The sequence below is a fragment of the Phaeobacter sp. JH204B genome, assembly GCF_048055755.1.
GTDB classification, from domain to species: Bacteria; Pseudomonadota; Alphaproteobacteria; order Rhodobacterales; family Rhodobacteraceae; genus Phaeobacter; species Phaeobacter bryozoorum.
Map to the genome: position 1 here is coordinate 219,691 of NZ_JAYMXF010000030.1, position 21,171 is coordinate 240,861.

General features: G+C 62.9%; 19 protein-coding genes. 9 read left to right on the forward strand and 10 right to left on the reverse strand.

Translation table 11 applies throughout. From position 1 onward, the window contains the following. Nucleotides 1–12: 12 nt before the first annotated feature. The 5 genes from VXL81_RS17490 to VXL81_RS17510 all read right to left on the reverse strand — a co-directional run bounded on the left by VXL81_RS17490 (nt 13) and on the right by VXL81_RS17510 (nt 6,898). Complete coding sequence (locus tag VXL81_RS17490) at nt 13–1,416, reverse strand: TRAP transporter large permease (protein ID WP_416555423.1); 1,404 nt, start codon at nt 1,414–1,416, stop codon at nt 13–15. Next, on the reverse strand, nt 1,416–2,093 hold the full coding sequence (locus tag VXL81_RS17495; RefSeq protein ID WP_340545955.1) for a TRAP transporter small permease: 678 nt from the start codon (nt 2,091–2,093) through the stop codon (nt 1,416–1,418). Before VXL81_RS17495 ends, VXL81_RS17490 begins: the two co-directional genes overlap by 1 nt. Nucleotides 2,094–2,202: 109 nt before the next feature. Beyond that, entirely contained in the window at nt 2,203–3,204 is a 1,002-nt protein-coding gene (locus tag VXL81_RS17500) for a DctP family TRAP transporter solute-binding subunit (protein ID WP_340545956.1), read from the reverse strand. 677 nt (nt 3,205–3,881) lie between these two features. After that, nucleotides 3,882–5,111 (reverse strand): sigma-54-dependent transcriptional regulator, encoded by a 1,230-nt coding sequence (locus VXL81_RS17505; protein ID WP_416555425.1) that lies wholly within the window; start codon nt 5,109–5,111, stop codon nt 3,882–3,884. Beyond that, the gene (locus VXL81_RS17510; protein ID WP_416555427.1) at nt 5,108–6,898 is read right to left on the reverse strand and encodes a sensor histidine kinase; all 1,791 of its coding nucleotides are present in this window, start codon (nt 6,896–6,898) and stop codon (nt 5,108–5,110) included. The genes VXL81_RS17505 and VXL81_RS17510 overlap by 4 nt, the downstream gene beginning before the upstream one ends. A gap of 61 nt (nt 6,899–6,959) precedes the next feature. Here VXL81_RS17510 and VXL81_RS17515 point away from each other — a divergent pair, with 61 nt between their 5' ends. Further along, entirely contained in the window at nt 6,960–8,144 is a 1,185-nt protein-coding gene (locus VXL81_RS17515; RefSeq protein WP_416555429.1) for a cytochrome P450, read from the forward strand. 49 nt (nt 8,145–8,193) lie between these two features. Here the strand turns inward: VXL81_RS17515 and VXL81_RS17520 are convergent, their stop codons facing one another. Then, complete coding sequence (locus tag VXL81_RS17520) at nt 8,194–9,393, reverse strand: MFS transporter (protein ID WP_416555431.1); 1,200 nt, start codon at nt 9,391–9,393, stop codon at nt 8,194–8,196. A gap of 198 nt (nt 9,394–9,591) precedes the next feature. Then, nucleotides 9,592–10,071: an Lrp/AsnC family transcriptional regulator gene (locus VXL81_RS17525; RefSeq protein ID WP_340545961.1), complete on the reverse strand. Its 480-nt coding sequence runs from the start codon at nt 10,069–10,071 to the stop codon at nt 9,592–9,594. A 146-nt stretch (nt 10,072–10,217) separates the two neighbouring features. Between VXL81_RS17525 and cobA the strand changes: the two genes are divergently transcribed. The 6 genes from cobA (at nt 10,218) to VXL81_RS17555 (ending at nt 15,245) form a co-directional block, all read left to right on the forward strand. Further along, nucleotides 10,218–11,054 (forward strand): uroporphyrinogen-III C-methyltransferase, encoded by an 837-nt coding sequence (gene cobA, locus VXL81_RS17530; protein ID WP_416555433.1) that lies wholly within the window; start codon nt 10,218–10,220, stop codon nt 11,052–11,054. After that, nucleotides 11,054–11,362 carry a DUF2849 domain-containing protein gene (locus VXL81_RS17535; protein ID WP_260081637.1) on the forward strand — a complete coding sequence of 103 codons (309 nt, stop codon included), beginning with the start codon at nt 11,054–11,056 and terminating at the stop codon, nt 11,360–11,362. The genes cobA and VXL81_RS17535 overlap by 1 nt, the downstream gene beginning before the upstream one ends. Beyond that, nucleotides 11,355–13,019, forward strand: coding sequence for a nitrite/sulfite reductase (locus VXL81_RS17540; protein ID WP_340545963.1), 1,665 nt, complete (start codon nt 11,355–11,357; stop codon nt 13,017–13,019). Before VXL81_RS17535 ends, VXL81_RS17540 begins: the two co-directional genes overlap by 8 nt. Nucleotides 13,020–13,023: 4 nt before the next feature. Continuing rightward, complete coding sequence (locus VXL81_RS17545; RefSeq protein ID WP_340545964.1) at nt 13,024–13,803, forward strand: phosphoadenylyl-sulfate reductase; 780 nt, start codon at nt 13,024–13,026, stop codon at nt 13,801–13,803. Between the two features lie 3 nt (nt 13,804–13,806). Then, on the forward strand, nt 13,807–14,205 hold the full coding sequence (locus tag VXL81_RS17550) for a DUF934 domain-containing protein (RefSeq protein ID WP_340545965.1): 399 nt from the start codon (nt 13,807–13,809) through the stop codon (nt 14,203–14,205). Nucleotides 14,206–14,354: 149 nt separating this feature from the next. Continuing rightward, entirely contained in the window at nt 14,355–15,245 is an 891-nt protein-coding gene (locus VXL81_RS17555) for a ferredoxin--NADP reductase (RefSeq protein WP_416535182.1), read from the forward strand. A gap of 81 nt (nt 15,246–15,326) precedes the next feature. Here VXL81_RS17555 and VXL81_RS17560 read toward each other — a convergent pair whose 3' ends face one another. Beyond that, nucleotides 15,327–16,052, reverse strand: coding sequence for a hypothetical protein (locus VXL81_RS17560; RefSeq protein ID WP_416555435.1), 726 nt, complete (start codon nt 16,050–16,052; stop codon nt 15,327–15,329). Nucleotides 16,053–16,363: 311 nt separating this feature from the next. Between VXL81_RS17560 and infC the strand changes: the two genes are divergently transcribed. Together infC and VXL81_RS17570 are read left to right on the forward strand one after the other, a co-directional pair. Further along, nucleotides 16,364–16,912, forward strand: coding sequence for a translation initiation factor IF-3 (infC, locus tag VXL81_RS17565; RefSeq protein ID WP_374015615.1), 549 nt, complete (start codon nt 16,364–16,366; stop codon nt 16,910–16,912). A 220-nt stretch (nt 16,913–17,132) separates the two neighbouring features. Beyond that, entirely contained in the window at nt 17,133–17,774 is a 642-nt protein-coding gene (locus VXL81_RS17570) for a methyl-accepting chemotaxis protein (RefSeq protein ID WP_416542105.1), read from the forward strand. Between the two features lie 101 nt (nt 17,775–17,875). Here the strand turns inward: VXL81_RS17570 and VXL81_RS17575 are convergent, their stop codons facing one another. After that, nucleotides 17,876–18,664, reverse strand: coding sequence for an FAD binding domain-containing protein (locus tag VXL81_RS17575; protein WP_416555437.1), 789 nt, complete (start codon nt 18,662–18,664; stop codon nt 17,876–17,878). A gap of 86 nt (nt 18,665–18,750) precedes the next feature. Then, the gene (locus VXL81_RS17580) at nt 18,751–21,114 is read right to left on the reverse strand and encodes a xanthine dehydrogenase family protein molybdopterin-binding subunit (protein ID WP_340545971.1); all 2,364 of its coding nucleotides are present in this window, start codon (nt 21,112–21,114) and stop codon (nt 18,751–18,753) included. Nucleotides 21,115–21,171 lie beyond the last annotated feature (57 nt).

A 21,171-nucleotide genomic window follows, 5' to 3' on the forward strand; every position in this document is an offset into this window, starting at 1 on the left:
TGCGCCGCAGCGCTACTTTGTTATGATCTCCGGCCCCATCACCGCATTGGGCAGCACCGTCGATATCCACGGGATATAGGTGATCATGATCAGGAACACGAAGAGCACCGCCAGGAACGGCAGCGCCGCCCGCACCACCGCCATCATCGGCATCCCCGCAACCCCGGAGGTCACAAAGAGGTTCAGACCAACCGGCGGGGTGATCATGCCGATCTCCATGTTGACCACCATGATGATGCCCAGATGAATGGGGTCGATCCCCAGTTCAATCGCAATCGGGAACACCAGCGGCGCCACAATCACCAACAGCCCCGACGGCTCCATGAACTGACCACCGATCAGCAGGATCACATTGACCACGATCAGGAACATCACCGGACCAAAGCCGGCCGACAGCATCGCGGTGGCAATCTGCTGCGGCACCTGCTCATCGGTCAGCACATGTTTGAGGATCAGCGCATTGGCAATCACAAACAACAGCGTCACCGTCAGCTTGCCTGCCTCAAACAGGGCATGGCGCGTATCGGCGTGAAAGAAGGACGGGATGAAATAGACCACGGTCTGCCCCAGCATCTTGGGCAGCATGGCCACAAACTGCCCCAGATCCTTCGGTTTTGGCGCCGATTTCAGCGGCCCCATGTCGCGGTAGACAAAGGTCGCGACAAAGAAGGCATAGACTGACGCCACAGCCGCTGCCTCTGTCGGGGTGAAAATCCCGCCATAGATGCCGCCCAGAATGATCCCGATCAGCAGCAGACCAACCGAGGCATTGGCCGCCGAGGCTGCAACTTCCCCCCAGCCCAGCCATTCGCCCTTGGGCAGGTTCTTCACCTTGGCCATCACATAGATGGTCACCATCAGCATGAACCCGGCCATCAGGCCCGGAATGACGCCCGCCAGGAACATCCGCCCCACCGAGACCTCAACCGCCGCCGCATAGACCACCATCACAATCGACGGCGGGATCAGGATGCCCAGCGTGCCCGCGTTACAGATCACACCGGCCGCGAACTCCTTGCTGTAGCCGACCTGACGCATCCCGGCGATCACGATGGATCCGATGGCCACCACGGTGGCCGGTGACGACCCGGACAGGGCTGCAAACAGCATACAGGCAAAGACGCCGGCAATCGCCAGACCACCCGGCAGATGACCGACACAGGCGATCGAGAACCGGATGATCCGCCGCGCCACGCCGCCGGTGGTCATGAAGCTTGACGCGAGGATGAAGAAGGGGATCGCCAGCAGCGTGAAATGCCCCTCGAAGGCTTCAAAAAGCGTGCCCGCAACCGACGCCAGCGAGCTGTCGGAATAGATCAGCAGGAACAGCGTCGAGCTGAGGCCAAGCGCCACCGCGATCGGAACCCCGATCAGCAACAGGCCGATGACCATGGAAAACAATAGGACGACATCCATCAGTCGTGCTCCCCCCGCTGCGCCTGAACCTCGGCAATTTCATCTTCGACCTCATGGCTGGCCACCAGACGATCGACATCGCCGCGCAGGATCTGCACCGCCGCCTGACCAAAGCGCAGCAACATCAGCAGCATCGACAGCGGCAGCACCACATAGGGCACCACTTTGGGCAGTTTCTCGTAGGAGTCGCCGTAGTTGATCAGCTCTTCGAGAAATCCGAACACCGCCACCATCGGCACATCCTGCACCTCGTAGAAGCTCTGGCTGCGCGCTGACATGTCAAAACCGGTGGGAAACCAGCGCCCGGAGGTGGGCGGCAGATCGGCAAACACCGCCCAGTAGTCATAGGCCCCCTTCAGCAGCAGCAGCGAAAACACCAGGCAGCAGCCGACCGAGATCAGCCCGATCACCCGGCGCGCCGGCGCCGACACCATGTTGAGGATCGCATCAACCCCCAGATGGGCATGCACCTTCACCGCATAGGATGCGCCCAAGAGCACCAGCCAGGCAAACAGGAACACCGTCAGCTCCAGCGCCCAGAGAATATTGGAATTGAACACAAATCGCGCCACCACATTGGCAAATGTGATCAGGGTCATCAGCCCCAGCAGCAGCGCAATCAGCGTCTCTTCGAGTGTATTGATAAGCCCGGTCGGGCCAGGTTTTGCCCCCGCCATATCGCTCTCCCTCGATGTTTGGATAATGGGATACCGGCGCGGATGGCGCACCGTGCAAATTGGGGCGGCGCGTCAGTCGCGCCAGCCCCGGATCTTCAGCCTGTGGCCTTTACATGCCTGCGTTGATCGACTGTGCCGCGTCGATCATGTCCTGACCAACGTCGCCTGCGAATTTCTCCCAGACCGGCTTCATCGCCTCGACCCAGGCCGCGCGCTGCTCGGGCGTCAGCTCACGCACCACGCCACCGGCATCAATGATTGCCTGACGCGCTTCGGCGTTCACCTTGGTGGATTCGGAGTTCCGCGTTGCCGTGACCTCGCCAAGGATGGTCAGGAACTGCTCACGGACAGCAGGCTCCAGGCTGTCGAGCCAGTCAACAGAAGTCACCACCAGATAGTCCAGCGCGCCGTGGTTGGTTTCGGTCACACCGTCCTGCACCTCAAAGAACTTCTTGCCGTAGATGTTGGACCAGGTGTTCTCCTGCCCGTCCACAACACCCTGCTGCAGCGCGCCGTAAACTTCGGAGAAGGCCATTTTCTGCGGGCTGCCACCGATCGCTTCCATCTGCGCCACCAGCACGTCCGAAGACTGCACGCGGAATTTCAGCCCATTGGCATCCGACGGCGCGATCAGCGGCTTGTTGGCCGACATCTGCTTCATGCCATTGTGCCAATAGGCCAGCCCCTGCAGACCGCGGCGCTGCATCGAATCCAGCATCGCCTGACCATTGTCAGAGGCCTGGAAAGCATCAACCGCGTCGATGTTCTTGAACATGAACGGCAGGTCGAACAGGCGGAACTGCTTGGTGAACTTCTCGAATTTCGACAGGCTTGGCGCGGCCAGCTGCACGTCGCCCTGCAGCATCGCTTCCAGCACCTTGTTGTCATTGTAAAGCGTGGAGTTCGGATAGACCTCCAGACACATGGTGCCGTTCATCTCTTCGTTGATGCGCTTTTCCAGCAGCGAGGCGGCAATCCCCTTGGGGTGCTTGTCGGTATTGGTCACATGGCTGAACTTGACGACGATTTCGCCTTCCTCACAGGCCGCCATGGCGGCACCGGCACTCATGGTCAGCGCCACGGCGGTGGCAGCAGCAGTTACAAATTTCATGTCTTTCCTCCCAGAATATCTCCTTGGCCTTTGCAACAGCAAAGACCCCGACGGCAGCATCACGGCGCTGGCCTCTCCGCTCAAGCCTTTGTTACAGCGTCACGAGACTGGAAATTTATGAATTTATAACAAAAGCTTACCGAACCAATTTCAGGTCACCTCTCAGCGACACCACCATGGTTGTGCGAATTCCCGCACAGGGAGGCGGCCCTGCTGTGCGGATTTCCGCACATTCTGCGCGTGCGCGAGACGCGGCCCGGGATGCGGTCTTGGGAATCAGCGCCCGTCATCTTTCCATAAATACTCAAATCCGACGCCCGTACCGGGCAGAGCCAGCGGCGCCGGGGCGTTGCACAGGCGCCGCGCGCCCTGCCCGGGTTTGATTAACCCGCAGCTGTCACATTGGGCCGGTCGCGACATCCGGGCCGTCTGACACACGGTCCACCGATCCGGGGCATCTGGCACATGCCCCGGCAGGAGACCGGCCCGCGCCCCGCAGCATGCAGGGTGCAGGCGTCCAGACAGCCATGGTTGACGGACATGGGCCCCGGCTGACACCCGCGCCCATCCCCCTCCGCCCATGCGCCCTTAGGGGCCATCCGGCGGCGCCGCCATTCACTGCCCTCGCCGCCCGATCAGGCGTGGCGAGAAACAGCGAAAGACACAGCAGACCGCGCTCAGCGGCGATAGTCCTCAGGCCGGATGCCATAGCGCGCCAGCTTGTCATAAAACGTCTTGCGCGGCAGCTTCAGGGCTTTGGCCGCGGCAGAGGCATGGCCGTTCTGCCGGCCCAGCGCTGCTATGAGCAAGGACCGCTCGACCTGCGCCAGCTGCTCCGCCAGCCCCAGTTCCGCCGATTGCGCTGCCTCCTCCGGCATGCCGAGGACAAAACGCATGGCCGCCGACATCAGCGATCGCGCATTGCCCGGCCAATCCTGCGCCATCAGCGCCGCCAGATGGTCCGGTGGAATATCCGGTACGGCAATGCCCGCCTGCTCTGCCGCCTGCGCCACGTAATGGCTGAACAGCACCGGGATATCCTCGGGCCGCTCCGACAGCGCCGGAATGCGCACCCGCATCACGTCTAGCCGATAGAACAGATCCGCCAGAAATCCGCCACGCGTCACCTCCTCGGCCAGATCCGCGACGGTCCCAACCAGAACCCGTGCCTCCACCCCCTGTTCCAGCGCCTCCAGCATGGCATATTGCGTCTCTTTCGGCAGGGCGGCGATTTCATCCAGGTAAAGCGATCCGCCCGCCGCCTCCCGGCACAGATCCGCAAACCCATCAGGGGTCAGCCCCGCCGCCGGGCGTTTCACAAACGCGCCCTGACCACGCGGCGACATCAGGTGAATGACCTCCGCCACCTTGGAGATCCCGCCACCCGGTGCACCGGTCACCAGCACCTCGGCCCCCGTGGCCGCCACCGCGCGGGCACGGGCGCGCAGCTCCTCCACCTGCGCCGAGGTACCAAAGATCATCCGCGCCGCCGCATCGCCGCTTTCCAGCCGCGACTTCAGTGCGCGGTTCTCCCGCACCAATGCCCGCGTCTTCAGCGCCCGGCGCACCACCGTCATCAGATCCGAAGTGGCGCAGGGTTTTTCGAGGAAATCAAACGCCCCCTCCGCCATCGCCTGCACCGCCATCGGGATGTCACCTTCACCGGTCAGCAGGATCACCGGCAGATCACTGTCCACCTCGCGCACATAGCGCAACAGGTGAAACCCGTCGCGTCCCGGCATCCGCATATCCGACAGGATCACCCCGTCAAAATCGGGCGTGATCAGATCCTTGGCCGCCACAAAGGATCCCACCGTGATCGCGTCACACTCCGCCAGCTCCAGCGTCTGGCCAAGCGCCGCCCGCACCGCCGCATCATCGTCCACCACCAAGACACGATTGGTCATGCCACCTCATCCTGTTGTTGCGGCTCGGCACCTGCCTGCGCACGCCAGCGGTCCAGCTCCACCGTGAATTCGGCGCCATCGCCGGTGTTGACGCCCCGGATATCGCCGCCAAAGCTCTGCACGAGCCCGTAAGAGATCGACAGACCCAGCCCCATGCCATCGGCGCTGCCAACCGCCTTGGTGGAATAAAACGGCTCAAAGATCTTCTCGGGCTCCTTCAGCCCCGGACCGATATCGCGCACCGTCACCGCCAGCCGCGCGGCAGCATCCCCGCCGCGGGTCTCAATCGCCATCCTGATCTCGCGGCGCTCCTGATCCAGCATCGCATCGGCGGCATTGTTGATCAGGTTCACAAACACCTGCGACAGCCGCACCTCGCCGCCCCAGGCAAAGACCGGCTCCGCAGGCGGCTGCCAGACCAGCGCCACCCCGTCCTGCCGCAACCGCTGCTCCGTCAGCTCGGCGGCGGTATTGATCACCTGCACCAGATCGACCCGGCCCATCGGTTCGTTTTCGTTGCGGGCAAAGGCACGCAGGTTCTTGATGATCCGCGCCATCCGACCGGCCATCTGCGCAATCCGGCCCAGGTTCTCGCCCGCCCGTTCCGGCTTGCCGCGCGCCACAAAAGCCTCGCCGTTCTCGGCATATTGCTGGATCGCCATCAGCGGCTGGTTCAGCTCATGGCTGATCCCCGCCGACATCTGCCCCAGCGCCGACAGCTTGCCCGCCTGCACCAGCTCCTCCTGCGCGCGTTTCAGCGCCGCCTCCGCCTCCTGACGTTCCTGCACCTCGCGGGTCAGCCGCATATTGGTGGCCGACAGCGCCCGCGTGCGCGCCTCGACCCGGCTTTCCAGCGCCGCATTGGCCTCCGCCAGTGTGCGCCGCCGTTCCAGCGCCAGCGCCAGCATCGTGCCCAGCGCCAGCACGATCGCCGCCATCGCCGCCGCCTGCAATCCTGCCAGACGCTGCGCCGGGGCCACATCCACCAGGATCTCCCCCACCATGCCGATCTGCGGCAGGTTCACCGCCTGATGCAGCGCCCGCTCCGGCAGATAGGGCGACCAGCGCAGATCCCAGATCTCATGCTGCCCTTCGAGCCAGGACCGAAGCGCCACCTGTCGCCCATCGGGTGGCGACAACCCCGGCCCGTCGGTGCTGCGCTGCCAGAACAACAGCTCCCGCCGGTTGGCAATGAACACCTCACCGCCCCGGTTGGTGAAAAACACCGCCGGCAGCGAGCCGCGCCAGGTCTGCTCAACATCCTCGACATCAGCCACCACCACCAAGGCACCGCGCACCCGGCCATCGCCGTCGAAATCAGGGGCCGCATAGACATAGGCCCGCCGCCCATCCGGTTGCAGCACATCATATCCGGTGCCCAGCGCCCCCTGCATCGCACGGTGGAAGTAGCGGCTCTGGGTCACATCGCGCCCCATCACACCCTCAGCAGCCACAACCACCCGCCCCGCCCGGTCGACAAAGAACACATCCAGCGCCGCCGTCTTGTCCGCCACCTCGCGCAGCAGCCCCTGCGCCGCCGCCCGTGCCTCGGCGCGGTCCAGCTGCTTCAGCGTCGGGTGATCAGCCATCAGCACGGCAAGCTCCTGATAGACCTGCAATTGCGTGGTCACCCGGTCCGAGGCCAGCGCCAGATCCGCTGCACTGCGTTCGGCAAGCGAATCAAGCGCTTGGCGATAGCCCAGCCGGTAGACACCCGTTGCCACAGCCGTCACCGCCCCCAGAAGAAGCGCCAGAATGATCCAGCGATGTGCGTGAAACTGCGTCATTGGCCGCACAGTAGCAAAGCCCCCCTTGCATTGACCAGCCGCCTTGGCAAAAGCTGCGCAGATGAAGACATTGACCCAATCCCCCACCGACCCCGATTTTGTCCAATCCCCCTACGGTTTTTACGCCGAGGCCCGCGCGAACGGACATCTGCATTACTGGCAGGACTACAAGATGGTTGCGGCCTTCTCGCACCCGGCTGTTCATACCCTGCTGCGCGACCGCCGCTTTGGCCGCGAGATCCCGCCGGAGATGGCGCGCGAAAGCCCCGCCCATCTCGCCCCCTTCCTGCAGGTCGAGGCGCATTCGCTCCTGGATGCAGAGCCACCCCGCCACACCCGCCTGCGTCGCCTTGTCTTGCGCGCCTTCACCAGCCGCGAGATCAAGGCGCTGGCGCCCGGTCTCGAAACCCTCTGCCACGAGCTGATCGACGCCTTCCCTCAGGACGCGCCCTTTGACCTCCTGTCCACCTATTGCACTCAGGTCCCGGTGATCGCGATCTGCCGCCTGCTGGGCGTGCCCGAGGATATGGCGCCGCAGCTCCTGGACTGGTCGCACAAGATGGTCGCCATGTATCAGGCCTCCAAGACGGTCGAGACCGAACACGCCGCCGCCCGCGCCAGCCAGGAATTCATCGACTTCCTCACCGCCTATGTGGACGAACGCCGCAAGACCCCGGGCGAGGATCTGATCACCCGCCTCATTCAGGCCGAGGAAGACGGCGAAAGCCTCTCCACCGATGAGCTGATCGGCACCTGCATCCTGTTGCTGAACGCAGGCCATGAGGCCACTGTGCATTCGCTGGGCAATGGCGTGAAAACCATGCTGCAACAGGGCTGGGACACAAGCTGGCTTGCTCCCGACGGCATAGAAGGTCTGGTTGAGGAAATCCTGCGCTATGACCCGCCGCTGCATATGTTCACCCGCTACGCCTATGAAGAGGTCGAGATGTTCGGCCACACCTTCCAGCGCGGCGATGAGGTGGCGCTGCTGCTGGCGGCGGCCAACCGCGACCCCGAAATGCTGGAGGATCCCGAGCGCTTCGATCCCACGCGCCCGGCGAAGGTGAACACCTCCTTTGGCGCAGGGCTGCATTTCTGCGTCGGCGCGCCGCTGGCGCGGATGGAGATGCAGATCGCCCTGCCGATCCTGTTCGAGCGTTGCCCCGACCTGAAACTGGCCGCCGCGCCGGAGTATAACAACACCTACCATTTCCACGGGCTGACAGGCCTGATGGTTCAGGTCTGATCCCCCAACGTGGCGGGCCGGCGCGGCCTGCCACAACACCACCGCCCCCTCAGGCTGGGCTTCGCGGCCGTCCAAAGATCAGCACCGCAGCAGCCACAACAGCCACAGCCGACGCGCAGCGGATCACGGTCTGAAAATCATAGGCCTGCGCAATCAGCCCCACAGCCGGACCCGCCATCACCCCGCTCACCATCAGTGTATTCCAGTAGATCGCCGTCGCGCGGGCGGGTGTGTCAGGCGCAAAGGATTGCACATAGCTGATGCCAAGGCTGGCATAGAACCCGTAATACAGCCCCTCCAGCGCCGCCCCCGCCAGCATCTGCGGAAAGCTCTGCACCGCCGCCAGCAGCTGGATCGTCACAACCGCCAGCCCGGTGACCACCAGCAGCGCCCGCCACATGCCGATGCGCGCAATCACCCAAGGGGTGGAGAAGATCGCAATCACCTCGACAAAGGTCTTGATGCTAAAGGCAAACCCCGGCGCATAGCCGGGCAGCCCCACCTCTTCGACGTAAAAGATCGGCAAGGCGGAAAACGTCAGCGAATGCGCGCTCGACAGGCAGAACACAAAGCCGGCCGCCAGCCACAAACCCTGCGGCGCCACTGCGGTCTGGCCGGCGCTGTCCTGCGCGGGCGCACGGCCCGGCATCGTGGTGATGTCACGGGGCAGCGTAAACCACCACAAAGAGATCCAGACCATCGACACCGCAACAGCCATCACAAACACCGCCCGAAGACCAATCCCATCCGCAATCAGAAACGTGACAGCCGGGCCGATCATCCAGGCCGTTGAAGTCGTGGCCCGCATATGCGCATTGAACCGCACCCGCTCCACCTTGTGACGCTCGGCCAGACTGCCGCCCAGGCTGAACATGGTCGACACCGCGCTGGAACTGATCCCGAACCCTATAACACCCGCCGTCAGCACCACCCAGAGCGCGGGCAGCAGCGCCAGCGATCCGGCCGCAAACACAAACCCCGCCGCGGCCAGTCCGATCAAGGGAAACACCCGCGCGCCGGCATCGATGCGGCGGGCAAACTGCCGGTTGGCCACCAGGGTGAGGCTGATCGCCATCCCGGCATAAACGCTGATGATCCAGGGCTCATACCCCAACCCCCTGACCAGAAAATAGCTCATGAAGGGCACAATCATGGCGGTGCAGATCGTGCCGCAGAACAACAGCAGCAGAAACATCAGGCGCGCCGTCACCGCACCCACAGGTGCCGCAGAGGATGGGGAAATGGCCATGATCAAGTCAACTCAACTGCAAATACCTCACCATTGCCGGAGCGCCCCCGCTGCGCAAGCCCAGCGTCCAGACTGGCTGCCCCGCCGCCCCGTCATCTTTCCAGAAATACTCCGGGGGATGTGACCTGCGCCGCAGGCGTGGGTCACGAAAAAGGGGGCAGCGCCCCCTTTCCTTTGCCACCATCTGACGACCGCGCGCTATTCTTCTGCGATGGCTTCTAGCGGCAGCAGGGTGGTGGATTTGATCTCCTCCATCGACAGCAGGGCCGTGACATTATGCACCCGCACCTCGGAAATCAGCGCCTGATAGAAGTTGTCATAGGCACGGGCGTTCTTCACCCGCACCTTCAGGATATAGTCGATATCCCCCGCCAGCCGGTGCGCCTCCTGCACCTCCGGTCGATCCTGCAACGCCTTCAGGAACTTCGCCTGCCACTCCGCCTCATGGGCCGAGGTGCGGATCAGCACAAAGAAACAGGCCTCAAACCCCAGCGCCTCGGCATCCAGCACCATGGTCTGCCGCCCGATAACACCCGCCTCACGCAGCTTGCGAATGCGATTCCACACCGGCGTCTTGGAACTGCCCACACGGCGGGCGATTTCATCCAGCGACTGGCCCGCATCGCGTTGCAGCTCCGCCAGAATTTTCCGGTCCGTGCCGTCGATCCGCACTGTCATTCCTGTTTTCTCCTTGTTTGGGGATCAACCCGCCTGCATCTGCCGCCAGCTGGAACAATCTTCCTTATTTGCCGCGCCATATAGCGGATAAGGGGGAATATTTCCTATATTCAGGGGTAAGTCAAACAAACCAGACGAGGCCCCAGATGACCGGTCCAGACACCAGAACGCCCCCTGCGCCGCTGCCGAAGCCCGCGCAGGCCTGTGGCTCCGTCGCCGCGACGTCGCTGGTGGCTGGCGAGGTCGCCTTTGCCGGCTCCGGCCCCGGCGATCCTGACCTCCTGACGCTGAAGGTGGCGCGCGCGCTGTTGCAGGCGGATGTGATCCTCTTTGACCGTCTGGTCAGCGCCGAGATCATGGCCCTTGCAGGTCCGCAGGCCCAGCTGGAAGACGTCGGCAAGGAAGGATTCGGCCCGCAGGTAAGCCAGGAGGAGATCTGCGCCCGCATGGTGGCCCATGCCCGTGCGGGCAAGAAGGTGCTGCGCCTGAAATCCGGCGATCCCACCGTCTATGGTCGTCTCGATGAGGAACTCACCGCCTGCGAGTCTGCCGGCGTCGCCTATCAGATCCTGCCGGGTATTACCGCCGCCTCCGCGGCCGTGGCCTCCATCGGCCAGAGCCTGACGCAGCGCGGGCGCAATGCCTCGGTGCGGTTTCTGACCGGCCACGACATGAAGGGCTTTGCCGATCACGACTGGGCTGCTCTCGCCCGTCCGGGTGAGGTTGCCGCCATCTACATGGGCAAGAAATCTGCGCGTTTCGTGCAGGGCCGCCTGATCATGCACGGTGCGGACCGCGCCACGCCGATGACCATTGTCGAAAATGCCTCGCGCGCCAATCAGCGGGTGATCGAAACCACGCTGGACCGCCTGCCCACCGATCTTGCCGCCGCCGAACTGACCGGCCCGGCTCTGACATTCCTCGGCCTTGCCCCGCGCGCCAGCGCCCAGGCCCTGACAGATTTGAAAATGGAGCTTGCCTGATGCCCCGCCCCTTTACCCCGAAAATCATCACCGCCAACGACCTGCTTGAGGGCGACGTGATCTATTTCACCGACACCAACGGCTGGAGCCGCGAGCTGAAAGAGGCCGAGCTGATCGAAGATGAGGCCGAAGCCCAGCTGCGCCTGCTCGAAGCGGAGAAAGACGCGCAGCATGTGGTGGGCATCTACCTGACCGATGCAAAAGCGGGGGCTGACGGCCCCGAACCCACCCATTTCCGTGAAGATTTCCGCCGCACCGGCCCATCCAACTATCGCCACGGCAAGCAGGAGGCCGCAGCAAATGTATAAGTACAACGATTTCGACACCGCGTTCCTCGCCGAACGCAACGCCCAGTTCCGCGCCCAGGTGGAGCGCCGCATTGACGGTTCTCTCACCGAGGATGAGTTCAAGCCGCTGCGCCTGATGAATGGTCTCTATCTGCAATTGCACGCCTATATGCTGCGGGTGGCGATCCCCTATGGCACGCTGAACTCTGACCAGATGCGCACCCTCGCGCTGCTGGCGGAGAAGTGGGACAAGGGCTATGGCCATTTCACCACCCGCCAGAACATCCAGTACAACTGGCCCAAGCTGCGCGATGTGCCCGATATGCTGGACGCGCTGGCCGAGGTTGGCCTGCACGCGATCCAGACCTCCGGCAATACCATCCGCAATGTGACCTCGGATCATTTCGCCGCTGCTGCCAAGGATGAGCTGACCGACCCCCGCCCCTATGCCGAGCTGATCCGCCAGTGGTCCACCGATCACCCGGAATTCCAGTTCCTGGGCCGCAAGTTCAAGATCGCCATCACCGGCAGCTCCAACGACCGCGCCGTGACCCGCGCGCATGACATCGGTCTGCGCATGGTCGAACGTGACGGCGTTGCCGGGTTTGAGGTGATCGTGGGCGGCGGCCTTGGCCGTACGCCGCTGATTGGCAAGGTGATCCGCGATTACCTGCCGCAGGCCGATCTGCTGCCCTATCTGGAATCCGTGCTGGCGGTCTACAACCTGCTGGGTCGGCGCGATAACAAATACAAAGCCCGCATCAAGATCACCGTACTGGAAAACGGCATCGACACCATCCGCGAGATGGTGGAGGAGCGGTTTGAAGAGCGTCGCAAAACCTTTGACGGCACCGATCAAGTGCTGCTGGAGGAGATCAAGGCGCATTTCACCCCGCCCAAACTGCGCGGCGGCAATCTGGAGACCTATCTGGCCGCCTATGATGCCGATCCGGTGTTCCGCTCCTGGGCGGATACCAATCTGGCCGAGCACCGCGATGACAACCACGCCATCGTCACCATCTCGATCAAGGCGCATGGCCAGACCCCCGGTGACGCCACCGCCGCGCAGATGCGGGCAATGGCCGATCTGGCAGAGCGGTTCGGCTATAACGAGCTGCGCATCAGCCATGAGCAGAACGTGATCCTGCCGCATGTGCATAAATCGGACCTGCCGGCCCTGCACGCCGCGCTGAAGGACCACGGGCTGGCCACCGCCAATGTCGGGCTGATCTCCGATATCATCGCCTGCCCCGGCATGGATTACTGCGCGCTGGCCACTGCCCGGTCGATCCCGGTGGCGCAGGAGATTGCCACCCGGTTTGAAGAGCTGAAGCTGGAACATGAGGTGGGTCATCTCCAGATCAAGATTTCGGGCTGCATCAACGCCTGTGGTCACCACCATGTCGGCCACATCGGCATTCTAGGCCTCGACCGCGCCGGGGTGGAGAACTACCAGATCACCCTTGGTGGCGACGCGACAGAAACCGCCGCCATTGGCACCCGCACCGGCCCCGGTTTTGCCTATGATGAAATCGTGCCTGCGGTGGAACGGCTGATCACCGCCTATCTCTCTCTGCGCGACAGCGCCGAGGAAACCTTCCTCCAGACCTATCGTCGCGTCGGCATGGATCCGTTCAAGGCCGCGCTTTACCCCGAGGCCCAGAAAAAGGTTGCTTAGCACCATGGTCAATGCAGCGGCACTACCGACTGACACACACCAAGGCCCCAGCAGTGCGCATCAACTGGCACTGGCAACAAAGGTGGATGCGCTCAATGCGCGCTTTCGCCACCATTCTGCCACCGCGGTGATGGAAGGCGCGCTGAAGGATGCGGGCCATATCGCGCTGGTCTCCAGCTTTGGCGCGGAATCGGTCGTGCTGCTGCATATGGCGGCGGTGATCGACCCGATGACGCCGGTGGTCTTTGTCGATACCGAATTGTTGTTCACCGAAACGCTGGTCTACCAGCAGGAGGTGAGCGAGCGGCTGGGCCTGCGCAATGTGCAGGTGATCCGCGCCGCTGATATCGCCGAAAAAGACCCCTATGGCGCGCTGCGGTTCTCGGATACCGACGCCTGCTGCGCCCTGCGCAAGACGGCACCGCTGCAAAAGGCGCTGGCGGGGTTTGACGGCTGGATCACCGGGCGCAAGCGGTTCCAGGCAGGCACCCGTGCGGCGCTGGAGTTCTTCGAGGTGGAAGAGGCCGCCACCGGCCCCACCGGTCGGCTGAAGATCAACCCCCTCGCCCATTGGGCGCCGCAGGATGTGCGCGCCTATATGGATGAAAACAGATTGCCCCGTCACCCGCTGGTGGCCAAGGGCTACCCCTCAATCGGCTGCGCCCCCTGCACCTCGCCCGTCAAGGAAGGCGAAGATCCGCGGGCCGGGCGCTGGCGCAACCAAGACAAGGAAGAATGCGGCATCCACGTGGTGGATGGCAAATTCATTCGCACAGGAGCCTGATAGATGAGCGTGATTGTGACCGATACGGGCTTTGGCCCCGACAGCTGGACAGCGGGCTTTGACAGCGACACCGCCATTGAGATGCAGCCTGATGCCGACCCTTCGGCGCTGTCCAACCAGCTGCCGGGGCTGGAGATGATCCGTATTCATTTCCCCAGCTTTGCCGATGGCCGGGGCTTTACCCTCGCCCGGCGCCTGCGGCTGGCCGGCTACACCGGCCGTCTGCGCGCCTATGGCCATGTGCTGGCCGATCAATATGCGATGGCGCGGCGCTCCGGGTTTGACGAGGTGGAGATCAGCGACGATCTGGCCACCCGCCAGCCCGAGGACCAGTGGCTCGACCGTGCCAACTGGCAGGCGCATGACTATCAGGCCCGCCTGCGCGGCACCGCCGCGCGCTAAGCCAGCCCCCTTCCGCTTCATGGGACGACCCGCTGTCGGCCCGGCTCCCTTGCGCCCTGCGCGGAGCCGGTTTCGCAAAACAGGGGGTTTTCCTGACCTGTATCAAAGACTAATCAGAGGTGCCGGCTACTCCTCCGGCAGAGCAACCGATGAACGAGATGACCCCCGTGACTGAAGCTGTGACCGAAGCTGTGACCGACATTGCCAACGATCCGAAACCGGCCAAAGCCGTACCGGCCCTGCCCGACGCCCAGACCGTGACCGAGGTCAAGCACTGGACGGATCGACTGTTTTCCTTCCGGGTGACCCGGCCTGCCTCCCTGCGGTTCCGCTCGGGCGAGTTTGTGATGATCGGTCTGATGAACGATCCCGACCCCAAGACCGGTAAGGTCAAACCGCTGCTGCGCGCCTATTCCATCGCCTCGCCCAGCTGGGACGAGGAAATGGAATTCTACTCGATCAAGGTGCAGGACGGCCCGCTGACCTCGCGTTTGCAGCACATCAAGGTGGGCGATGAGATTATCCTGCGCCCCAAACCCGTCGGCACGCTGGTGCATGACGCGCTGGTCCCCGGCAAACGCATCTGGTTCTTTGCCACCGGCACCGGTTTTGCGCCCTTTGCCAGCCTGCTGCGCGAACCGGAAACCTATGAGAAATTTGATGAGGTGATCATCACCCACACCTGCCGCGAAGTCGGGGAGCTGACCTATGGCGCCGAGCTGATCGAAAGCCTGAAGACCGATGAGCTGCTCAATGAGGTGATTGGCGAAGGCTTCTGGAAGAAGATCAAATACTACCCGACCACCACCCGCGAGGAGAGCCCCAAGATGGGCCGGATCACCGATCTGATGCGCTCGGGCGAGGCCTTTGCCGATCTTGGCGTGCCGCCGCTGAACCCCGAAAGCGACCGCGCGATGATCTGTGGCAACCTGGCGTTCAACCTCGAACTGAAGGACCTGTTTGAAAACACCTATGGTCTGGAAGAAGGTGCCAATTCCAAGCCTGCGCATTTCGTGGTGGAAAAAGCCTTCCTCGACTGATCCGCAGCGACGGCACTGATGTAAAAAAGGCCCCCGCCAGAGTTTGGCGGGGGCCTTTGTCGTCTGGCACATCTGCCCGCGTTACTGCGGCAGCGCGTCCTTGATGCGTTTCAGCGTCGCTTCCAGCAGGGCCGGATTGTCACGCGCCTGACCCAGGGTGGTGACCAGCAGCGCCTTCTGTGTCGCCTCCATCGAGGAGTCCTCGATCATCGCGATCACCTTGTCATAGTCAAAGCCCGAAGGCGTCAGCAGCGCGTCTCTGGCGGCTTCGCCGTTCTCTTCAGCCGCGGCCGTTGCATCGGAGGCGGCATCCGCCACGCTATCGCCTGCCGCCTCGGCGGTTTCGGCGGCGTCATTGGCAACATCCTCTGCCGCCTGGCCTGCCGCCGCTGCCGTATCGGCAACGGCATCACCTGCCGCCGCTGCCTCGTCACCCGCCGCATCCACAGCAGCCGCAGTGCTGTCCTGCAACTGATTGGCAGTGTCGGTGACACCTTCGGCAATCTCGTTCACGGTTTCCTCGGTCGCCTCGGCAACCGCTGCGGCCGCATCGCTCACGGCCTTTGCCGCCGCATCGACGGAGCTGTCGACAGCGCCTTCGACCTCTTCGGCGGCGGTGGCCACATCATTCTCGATTTCGGCAGCGACCTCTGCGGCAGTCTCACCGGCAGGTTCTGCCTCCGGTGTCACCACAACGGTTTCAGTCGCAGGCGCGCCGGTTTCGGGATCGGTCCCCATGGAGGAGACGTAGAAATATCCGCCCAATGCGACGGCTCCCACACCCAGGCCAATGACGATCGGTTTCATGATGGATCTCCTTATCTCTCCATATGCCCCGCAGCATGGCAAGGCTTATGGCTTAGCACTTGGGGCTAGGCGCCTGAAACTACAAGGGGAATAAATGGCAGGCGCCGCCATCGGCCAAACACCGCCAGTCTGGCCCACCCCGGCCTGCCGACATCAGCGCAAGGCAGAATTAACCCGTTGATGACGCTGTTCTGTGCAAACAAACCTTGAAAACAGCGGTATGCGCAGTCATACCCGCAATTGACTTGAATCGCAGGCCCGGGACCGTTACTTTCCGGGCACTTTTCCGAAGTGACAGAAGGATAGACGTCATAGCCCGCAGACCCCATAATGCGCCGCCGCAACGCGACACCGGCCCGCGCATCAACGAAAAAATCCGTGCTCCTGAGATTCGCCTGATCGGCGCTGAGGGGGAAAACGTTGGCGTGGTCCACCCCGCCAAGGCGATGCAGATGGCAGAAGAGGCCGGTCTCGATCTGGTCGAGATTTCGCCCAATGCCACCCCGCCCGTGTGCAAGATCATGGATTACGGCAAGTTCAAATATGAACAGCAGAAGCGGGAAAGCGAAGCACGCAAGAAGCAGAAGATCATCGAAGTCAAAGAGGTGAAGTTCCGTCCCAATACGGACACCCACGACTACGAAGTGAAGATGCGCAACGTGTACAAGTTCCTGGAAAACGGCGACAAGGTAAAGATCACCCTGCGCTTCCGTGGCCGCGAGATGGCCCACCAGAACCTGGGCCGCGACCTGCTGCTGCGTGTTGCAGAAGACATCAAGGAACTGGGCAAGGTCGAAAACATGCCCAAGATGGAAGGCCGTCAGATGATCATGATGATCGGCCCCCTGCCGCAGAAATAACCGCGATCACACGCGCGACCGTTCGAACCCCGCCCCAATCGGAGCGGGGTTTTTTCGTCGTCGCGGCAATGGCTTGCACCATTGGCGCCGATGATATTTTTTCGCGCCACACGGCTTAGATGTATTTTATGGTCACGTTTTATTTACGCCCGCAGCTTACCTGATAGAGGACGTTCGGTCGCCGCCGACAATAAAATCACCGCCAAATATGGAGCCTCCCTTGAAGCCTCTCAGCGACGTCCAAAACAGTGCCTTCATGGCCATCGCGCCCTGCCGCGCCGCCTCTCTCGCGCTGGTGGTGCTGGCCAATGAAGACACCCAGCACGCGCCCGACACGATGAAAGACCTGCTGGACCAGTCGGTGAGCCGGATCAGATCCGCCTATGAGATGCTGACCCAGGGCCTGGACAAGCTGCTGGCCGAAAGCGAATACGAACTGCCCGAGGATCTCTGCCTGCAACGGAAGAAATCCATCGACGCGCTGACCCCTTTTGCCGAGGTGCTGAACACGAAATCGGATGCCGAGGTGCTGAAGCGGGTGCGCGACATGCCCTCCCTCACGGCGCAGGCGCTGTACAAGGTCGAACCGGAGGTCTCCGCCTTTCTGATCGACATGACCAAAGACATGTTCGACGCGCAGAAAGCCCGCGACAGCGCCCGGGATGACGGGATGCGCGAAGCCATCGAAAACGCCGAAACCGTCGGCCGTCATATTCAGCTGATTGCCTTCAACGCCTCGATCGAGGCCGCGCGCATCGGCGATCAGGGCAAGGGCTTTGCCGTCATCGCCTCGGAAATCCGCAACCTCTCCGGGCGCACCCAGACGCTGCTCGACACGATGTCCGGCTACCTGCGCGCCTGATGATCATCGCCGTCGGCAGTCAGTACCGGCCCAGATAGCAACCAGATAGCAAACGGCCCCGGCAGATCGCCGGGGCCGTCTTGCCGTTTCGCGCTGATGGCTCAGGCCGCAGCCGTCACCGCCCGTTTGGTGATCACGCCGACCAGATGCGCGCGATAGGCCTTGCTGCCGTGCAGATCGCCGATCATACCCTCTGCATCCACGCTCAGCCCCTCTATCGCAGCGGGCGCGAAATTCGCCGACAGCGCCGCCTCAGCCGCGCTCCAGCGGAACACGCCCTCCTCCGAGGCGCCGGTGACCGCCACCCGCACACCCTCAGAAAACCGCGCCACAAACACCCCCACAAGGGCAAAGCGCGAGGCAGGCTGGACGAATTTCTCGTAATGCGCCGCCTGCGGCACCGGCATGCGGATATTGGTGATGATCTCACCTTCCTCCAGCGCGGTGGTGAACAGCCCCTGAAAATAATCATCCGCCGCAATCTCGCGGGTGTTGGTCACAATCGTGGCGCCGCTGGCCAGGGCCGCCGCCGGATAACAGGCGGACGGGTCGTTATTGGCCAGCGAGCCACCGATGGTGCCACGGTTGCGCACCGCCGGATCGCCGATATGGCCCGCCAGCGCCGACAGCGCCGGATAGCTCTTGGCGGTTGCCGCCTCGACCTCGGCATGGGTGGTGGCGCCGCCGATGGCGATGGCATCGCCATCCGGGCAGACACCGCGCATCTCGGCAATCCCGCTCAGGCTCACCAATGTGCTGGGCATCGCCAGCCGCTGCTTCAGCGTCGGAATCAGCGTCTGCCCGCCGCCCAGAGCCTGGGCATCCTCCGCACCCAGCGCCTTGACCGCATCCGCGATGGTTGCGGGTTTCTCGAATTCAAATTCATACATCTTCGCTTCCTTCCCAAAGAGCGCATGAGGCCCTTCTTCTGGCTAGAAATATCCCGGGGGTATGGGGGCAGCGCCCCCATGAGCCCTTAGCCGTTCATCGCCGCCCAGACCCGTGCAGGGCTCAGGGGCATGTCGATATGGGTGACATCCTTGCCTGCGGATTGCAGCGCATCCACCACCGCATTGACCACCGAGGGCGGGGTGCCGATGGCGCCAGCCTCGCCGCAGCCCTTCACACCTAGCGGATTGTGGGTACAGGGCGTCTGGCAGGAATGATCGACCTTGTAGAACGGCAGATCATCGGCCCGTGGCATGGCGTAATCCATGAAGGAGGCGGACAGCAGCTGCCCGTCGTCATCATAGACACAGGCCTCCAGCAGCGCCTGACCGATGCCCTGACCAATGCCGCCATGGACCTGACCATCGACGATCATCGGATTGACGATATTGCCAAAGTCATCCGCCGCGGCAAAGCTTTCGATGGTGACCTTGCCGGTGTCGGGATCGACCTCCACCTCACAGGCATAGGCGCCCGAGGGATAGGTGAAATTCGCCGGATCATAGAACGCGGTTTCCTCCAGCCCCGGCTCGATATCCTCCAGCGGGTAGTTATGCGGCACATAGGCCGCAAGGGTCACATCGCCCCAGGCCAGCGACTTATCGGTGCCTGCGACGGTGAACTGGCCGTCCTTCAGTTCGATATCCGCGTCCGAGGCCTCAAGGATATGGGCCGCGATCTTCTTCGCCTTGGCGATGATCTTCTCGGTGGCACGGACCATCGCAGATCCCCCCACCGCCAGCGAGCGCGAGCCATAGGTGCCCATGCCCATCGGTGCCTTGTCGGTATCGCCATGTTCGATTTCGACCATATCCTCGGGGATGCCGATCATCTCGGCGATCACCTGTGGGAAAGACGTCTCATGCCCCTGCCCGTGGCTGTGGCTACCGGTCATGACAACGATGCCCCCGGTGGCATTGACCCGCACGGTCGCGCTCTCATAGAGGCCTGCACGGGCGCCAAGCTGCCCGACAAGGTTGGAGGGCGCGATGCCGCAGGCCTCGATATAGCAGTTCACCCCAAGGCCCCGCAGCTTGCCCTTGGCCTCGCTGGCGGCACGGCGCGCGGCAAAGCCGCTGAGATCGGCGATCTCTTCCAGCTTGTCCATCGTGGCGTGGTAATCGCCGGTGTCATATTCCACCGCAACCGGTGTGGCATAGGGGAATTCGGTGATGAAGTTCTGGCGGCGCAGCGCGATCGGATCAACCCCCAGCTCACGTGCCGCCTTATCAATGACCCGCTCCAGCTGATAGGTCGCCTCTGGCCGACCCGCCCCGCGATAGGCGTCAACGGCAACGGTATTGGTGAACACCGCCTTCACATTCACATAGATCAGCGGCGTCTTATAATTGCCCGCCATCAGCGTGCCATGCAGCCAGGTCGGGACCGAGGGGGCAAAGGTCGACAGATACGCGCCCATATTGGCGTAGGTCTCGGTGCGCAGCGCGGTGAAATTGTTGTCGGCGTCCAGCGCCAGTTCGATCTTGGTCACGTGATCGCGGCCATGGGCATCGGACATAAACGCCTCGGACCGGGACGAGGTCCATTTCACCGCCCGGTTCAGAGCCTTGGCAGCAAAGGTGCAGAAGGCCTCTTCCGCGTAGTGGAAGATCTTGGAACCAAAACCCCCGCCCACATCCGGGGCGACCACGCGCAGTTTATGTTCGGGGATGCCCAGCACAAAGGCGCCCATCAGGAGACGGATCACATGCGGGTTCTGCGAGGTGGTATAAAGCGTGCTGTCGCCGGTGGCGCGGTTGAAATCCCCGACTGCCACGCGTGGCTCCATCGGGTTCGCGACCAGACGGTTGTTGACCAGCTCCAGCGTGGTGACATGGGCGGCGTCCTTGATCGCCTGATCCACCGCCTCGCGGTTATCCTCGACAAATCCCCAGTCATAACAGAGGTTTGAGGTCAGATCATCATGCACCTTCGTGGCGCCATCCTTGACCGCTTCTTTCATGTTGATGACGGCCGGCAGCTCTTCGATATCGACCACAATCGCCTCGGCGGCATCACGCGCCTGTTCCGGGGTCTCGGCCACAACGGCGGCGATGGGATCGCCGACATGGCGCACCTTGCCCTGGGCCAGCACCGGATGGGCCGGTTCCTGCATCACCTCGCCAAAGCGGTCGGTCACCTGCCAGCCGCAGGGCAGCCCGCCGACACCTTCGAAGTCCGCGCCGGTGAAGATGCGCACAACGCCGGGCATGGCGGCTGCATCGGCGGTGTCGACCGAAGTCAGCCGACCATGGGCCACATCCGAGCGCAGGAAATGCACATAGGCCTGGCCGTTGAGATTAATGTCGTCCGTGTAATTGCCGGTTCCGGTCAGGAACCTGATGTCTTCGCGCCGTTTCGGGCTGGCGCCGATGCCGCTATCCTTTGGCATTGTCCAAATTTCCTCCCTGGACGGTCTGCGCAGAGGCAGACCTCTTGGTCATGCTGT

Excerpts from the sequence above, each read along its gene's own strand:
- VXL81_RS17490 (WP_416555423.1), bottom strand. The coding sequence starts at position 1,416 with ATGGATGTCGTCCTATTGTTTTCCATGGTCATCGGCCTGTTGCTGATC.
- VXL81_RS17495 (WP_340545955.1), bottom strand. The coding sequence starts at position 2,093 with ATGGCGGGGGCAAAACCTGGCCCGACCGGGCTTATCAATACACTCGAA.
- VXL81_RS17500 (WP_340545956.1), bottom strand. The coding sequence starts at position 3,204 with ATGAAATTTGTAACTGCTGCTGCCACCGCCGTGGCGCTGACCATGAGT.
- VXL81_RS17505 (WP_416555425.1), bottom strand. The coding sequence starts at position 5,111 with ATGACCAATCGTGTCTTGGTGGTGGACGATGATGCGGCGGTGCGGGCG.
- VXL81_RS17510 (WP_416555427.1), bottom strand. The coding sequence starts at position 6,898 with ATGACGCAGTTTCACGCACATCGCTGGATCATTCTGGCGCTTCTTCTG.
- VXL81_RS17515 (WP_416555429.1), top strand. The coding sequence starts at position 6,960 with ATGAAGACATTGACCCAATCCCCCACCGACCCCGATTTTGTCCAATCC.
- VXL81_RS17520 (WP_416555431.1), bottom strand. The coding sequence starts at position 9,393 with ATGGCCATTTCCCCATCCTCTGCGGCACCTGTGGGTGCGGTGACGGCG.
- VXL81_RS17525 (WP_340545961.1), bottom strand. The coding sequence starts at position 10,071 with ATGACAGTGCGGATCGACGGCACGGACCGGAAAATTCTGGCGGAGCTG.
- cobA (WP_416555433.1), top strand. The coding sequence starts at position 10,218 with ATGACCGGTCCAGACACCAGAACGCCCCCTGCGCCGCTGCCGAAGCCC.
- VXL81_RS17535 (WP_260081637.1), top strand. The coding sequence starts at position 11,054 with ATGCCCCGCCCCTTTACCCCGAAAATCATCACCGCCAACGACCTGCTT.
- VXL81_RS17540 (WP_340545963.1), top strand. The coding sequence starts at position 11,355 with ATGTATAAGTACAACGATTTCGACACCGCGTTCCTCGCCGAACGCAAC.
- VXL81_RS17545 (WP_340545964.1), top strand. The coding sequence starts at position 13,024 with ATGGTCAATGCAGCGGCACTACCGACTGACACACACCAAGGCCCCAGC.
- VXL81_RS17550 (WP_340545965.1), top strand. The coding sequence starts at position 13,807 with ATGAGCGTGATTGTGACCGATACGGGCTTTGGCCCCGACAGCTGGACA.
- VXL81_RS17555 (WP_416535182.1), top strand. The coding sequence starts at position 14,355 with ATGAACGAGATGACCCCCGTGACTGAAGCTGTGACCGAAGCTGTGACC.
- VXL81_RS17560 (WP_416555435.1), bottom strand. The coding sequence starts at position 16,052 with ATGAAACCGATCGTCATTGGCCTGGGTGTGGGAGCCGTCGCATTGGGC.
- VXL81_RS17575 (WP_416555437.1), bottom strand. The coding sequence starts at position 18,664 with ATGTATGAATTTGAATTCGAGAAACCCGCAACCATCGCGGATGCGGTC.
- VXL81_RS17580 (WP_340545971.1), bottom strand. The coding sequence starts at position 21,114 with ATGCCAAAGGATAGCGGCATCGGCGCCAGCCCGAAACGGCGCGAAGAC.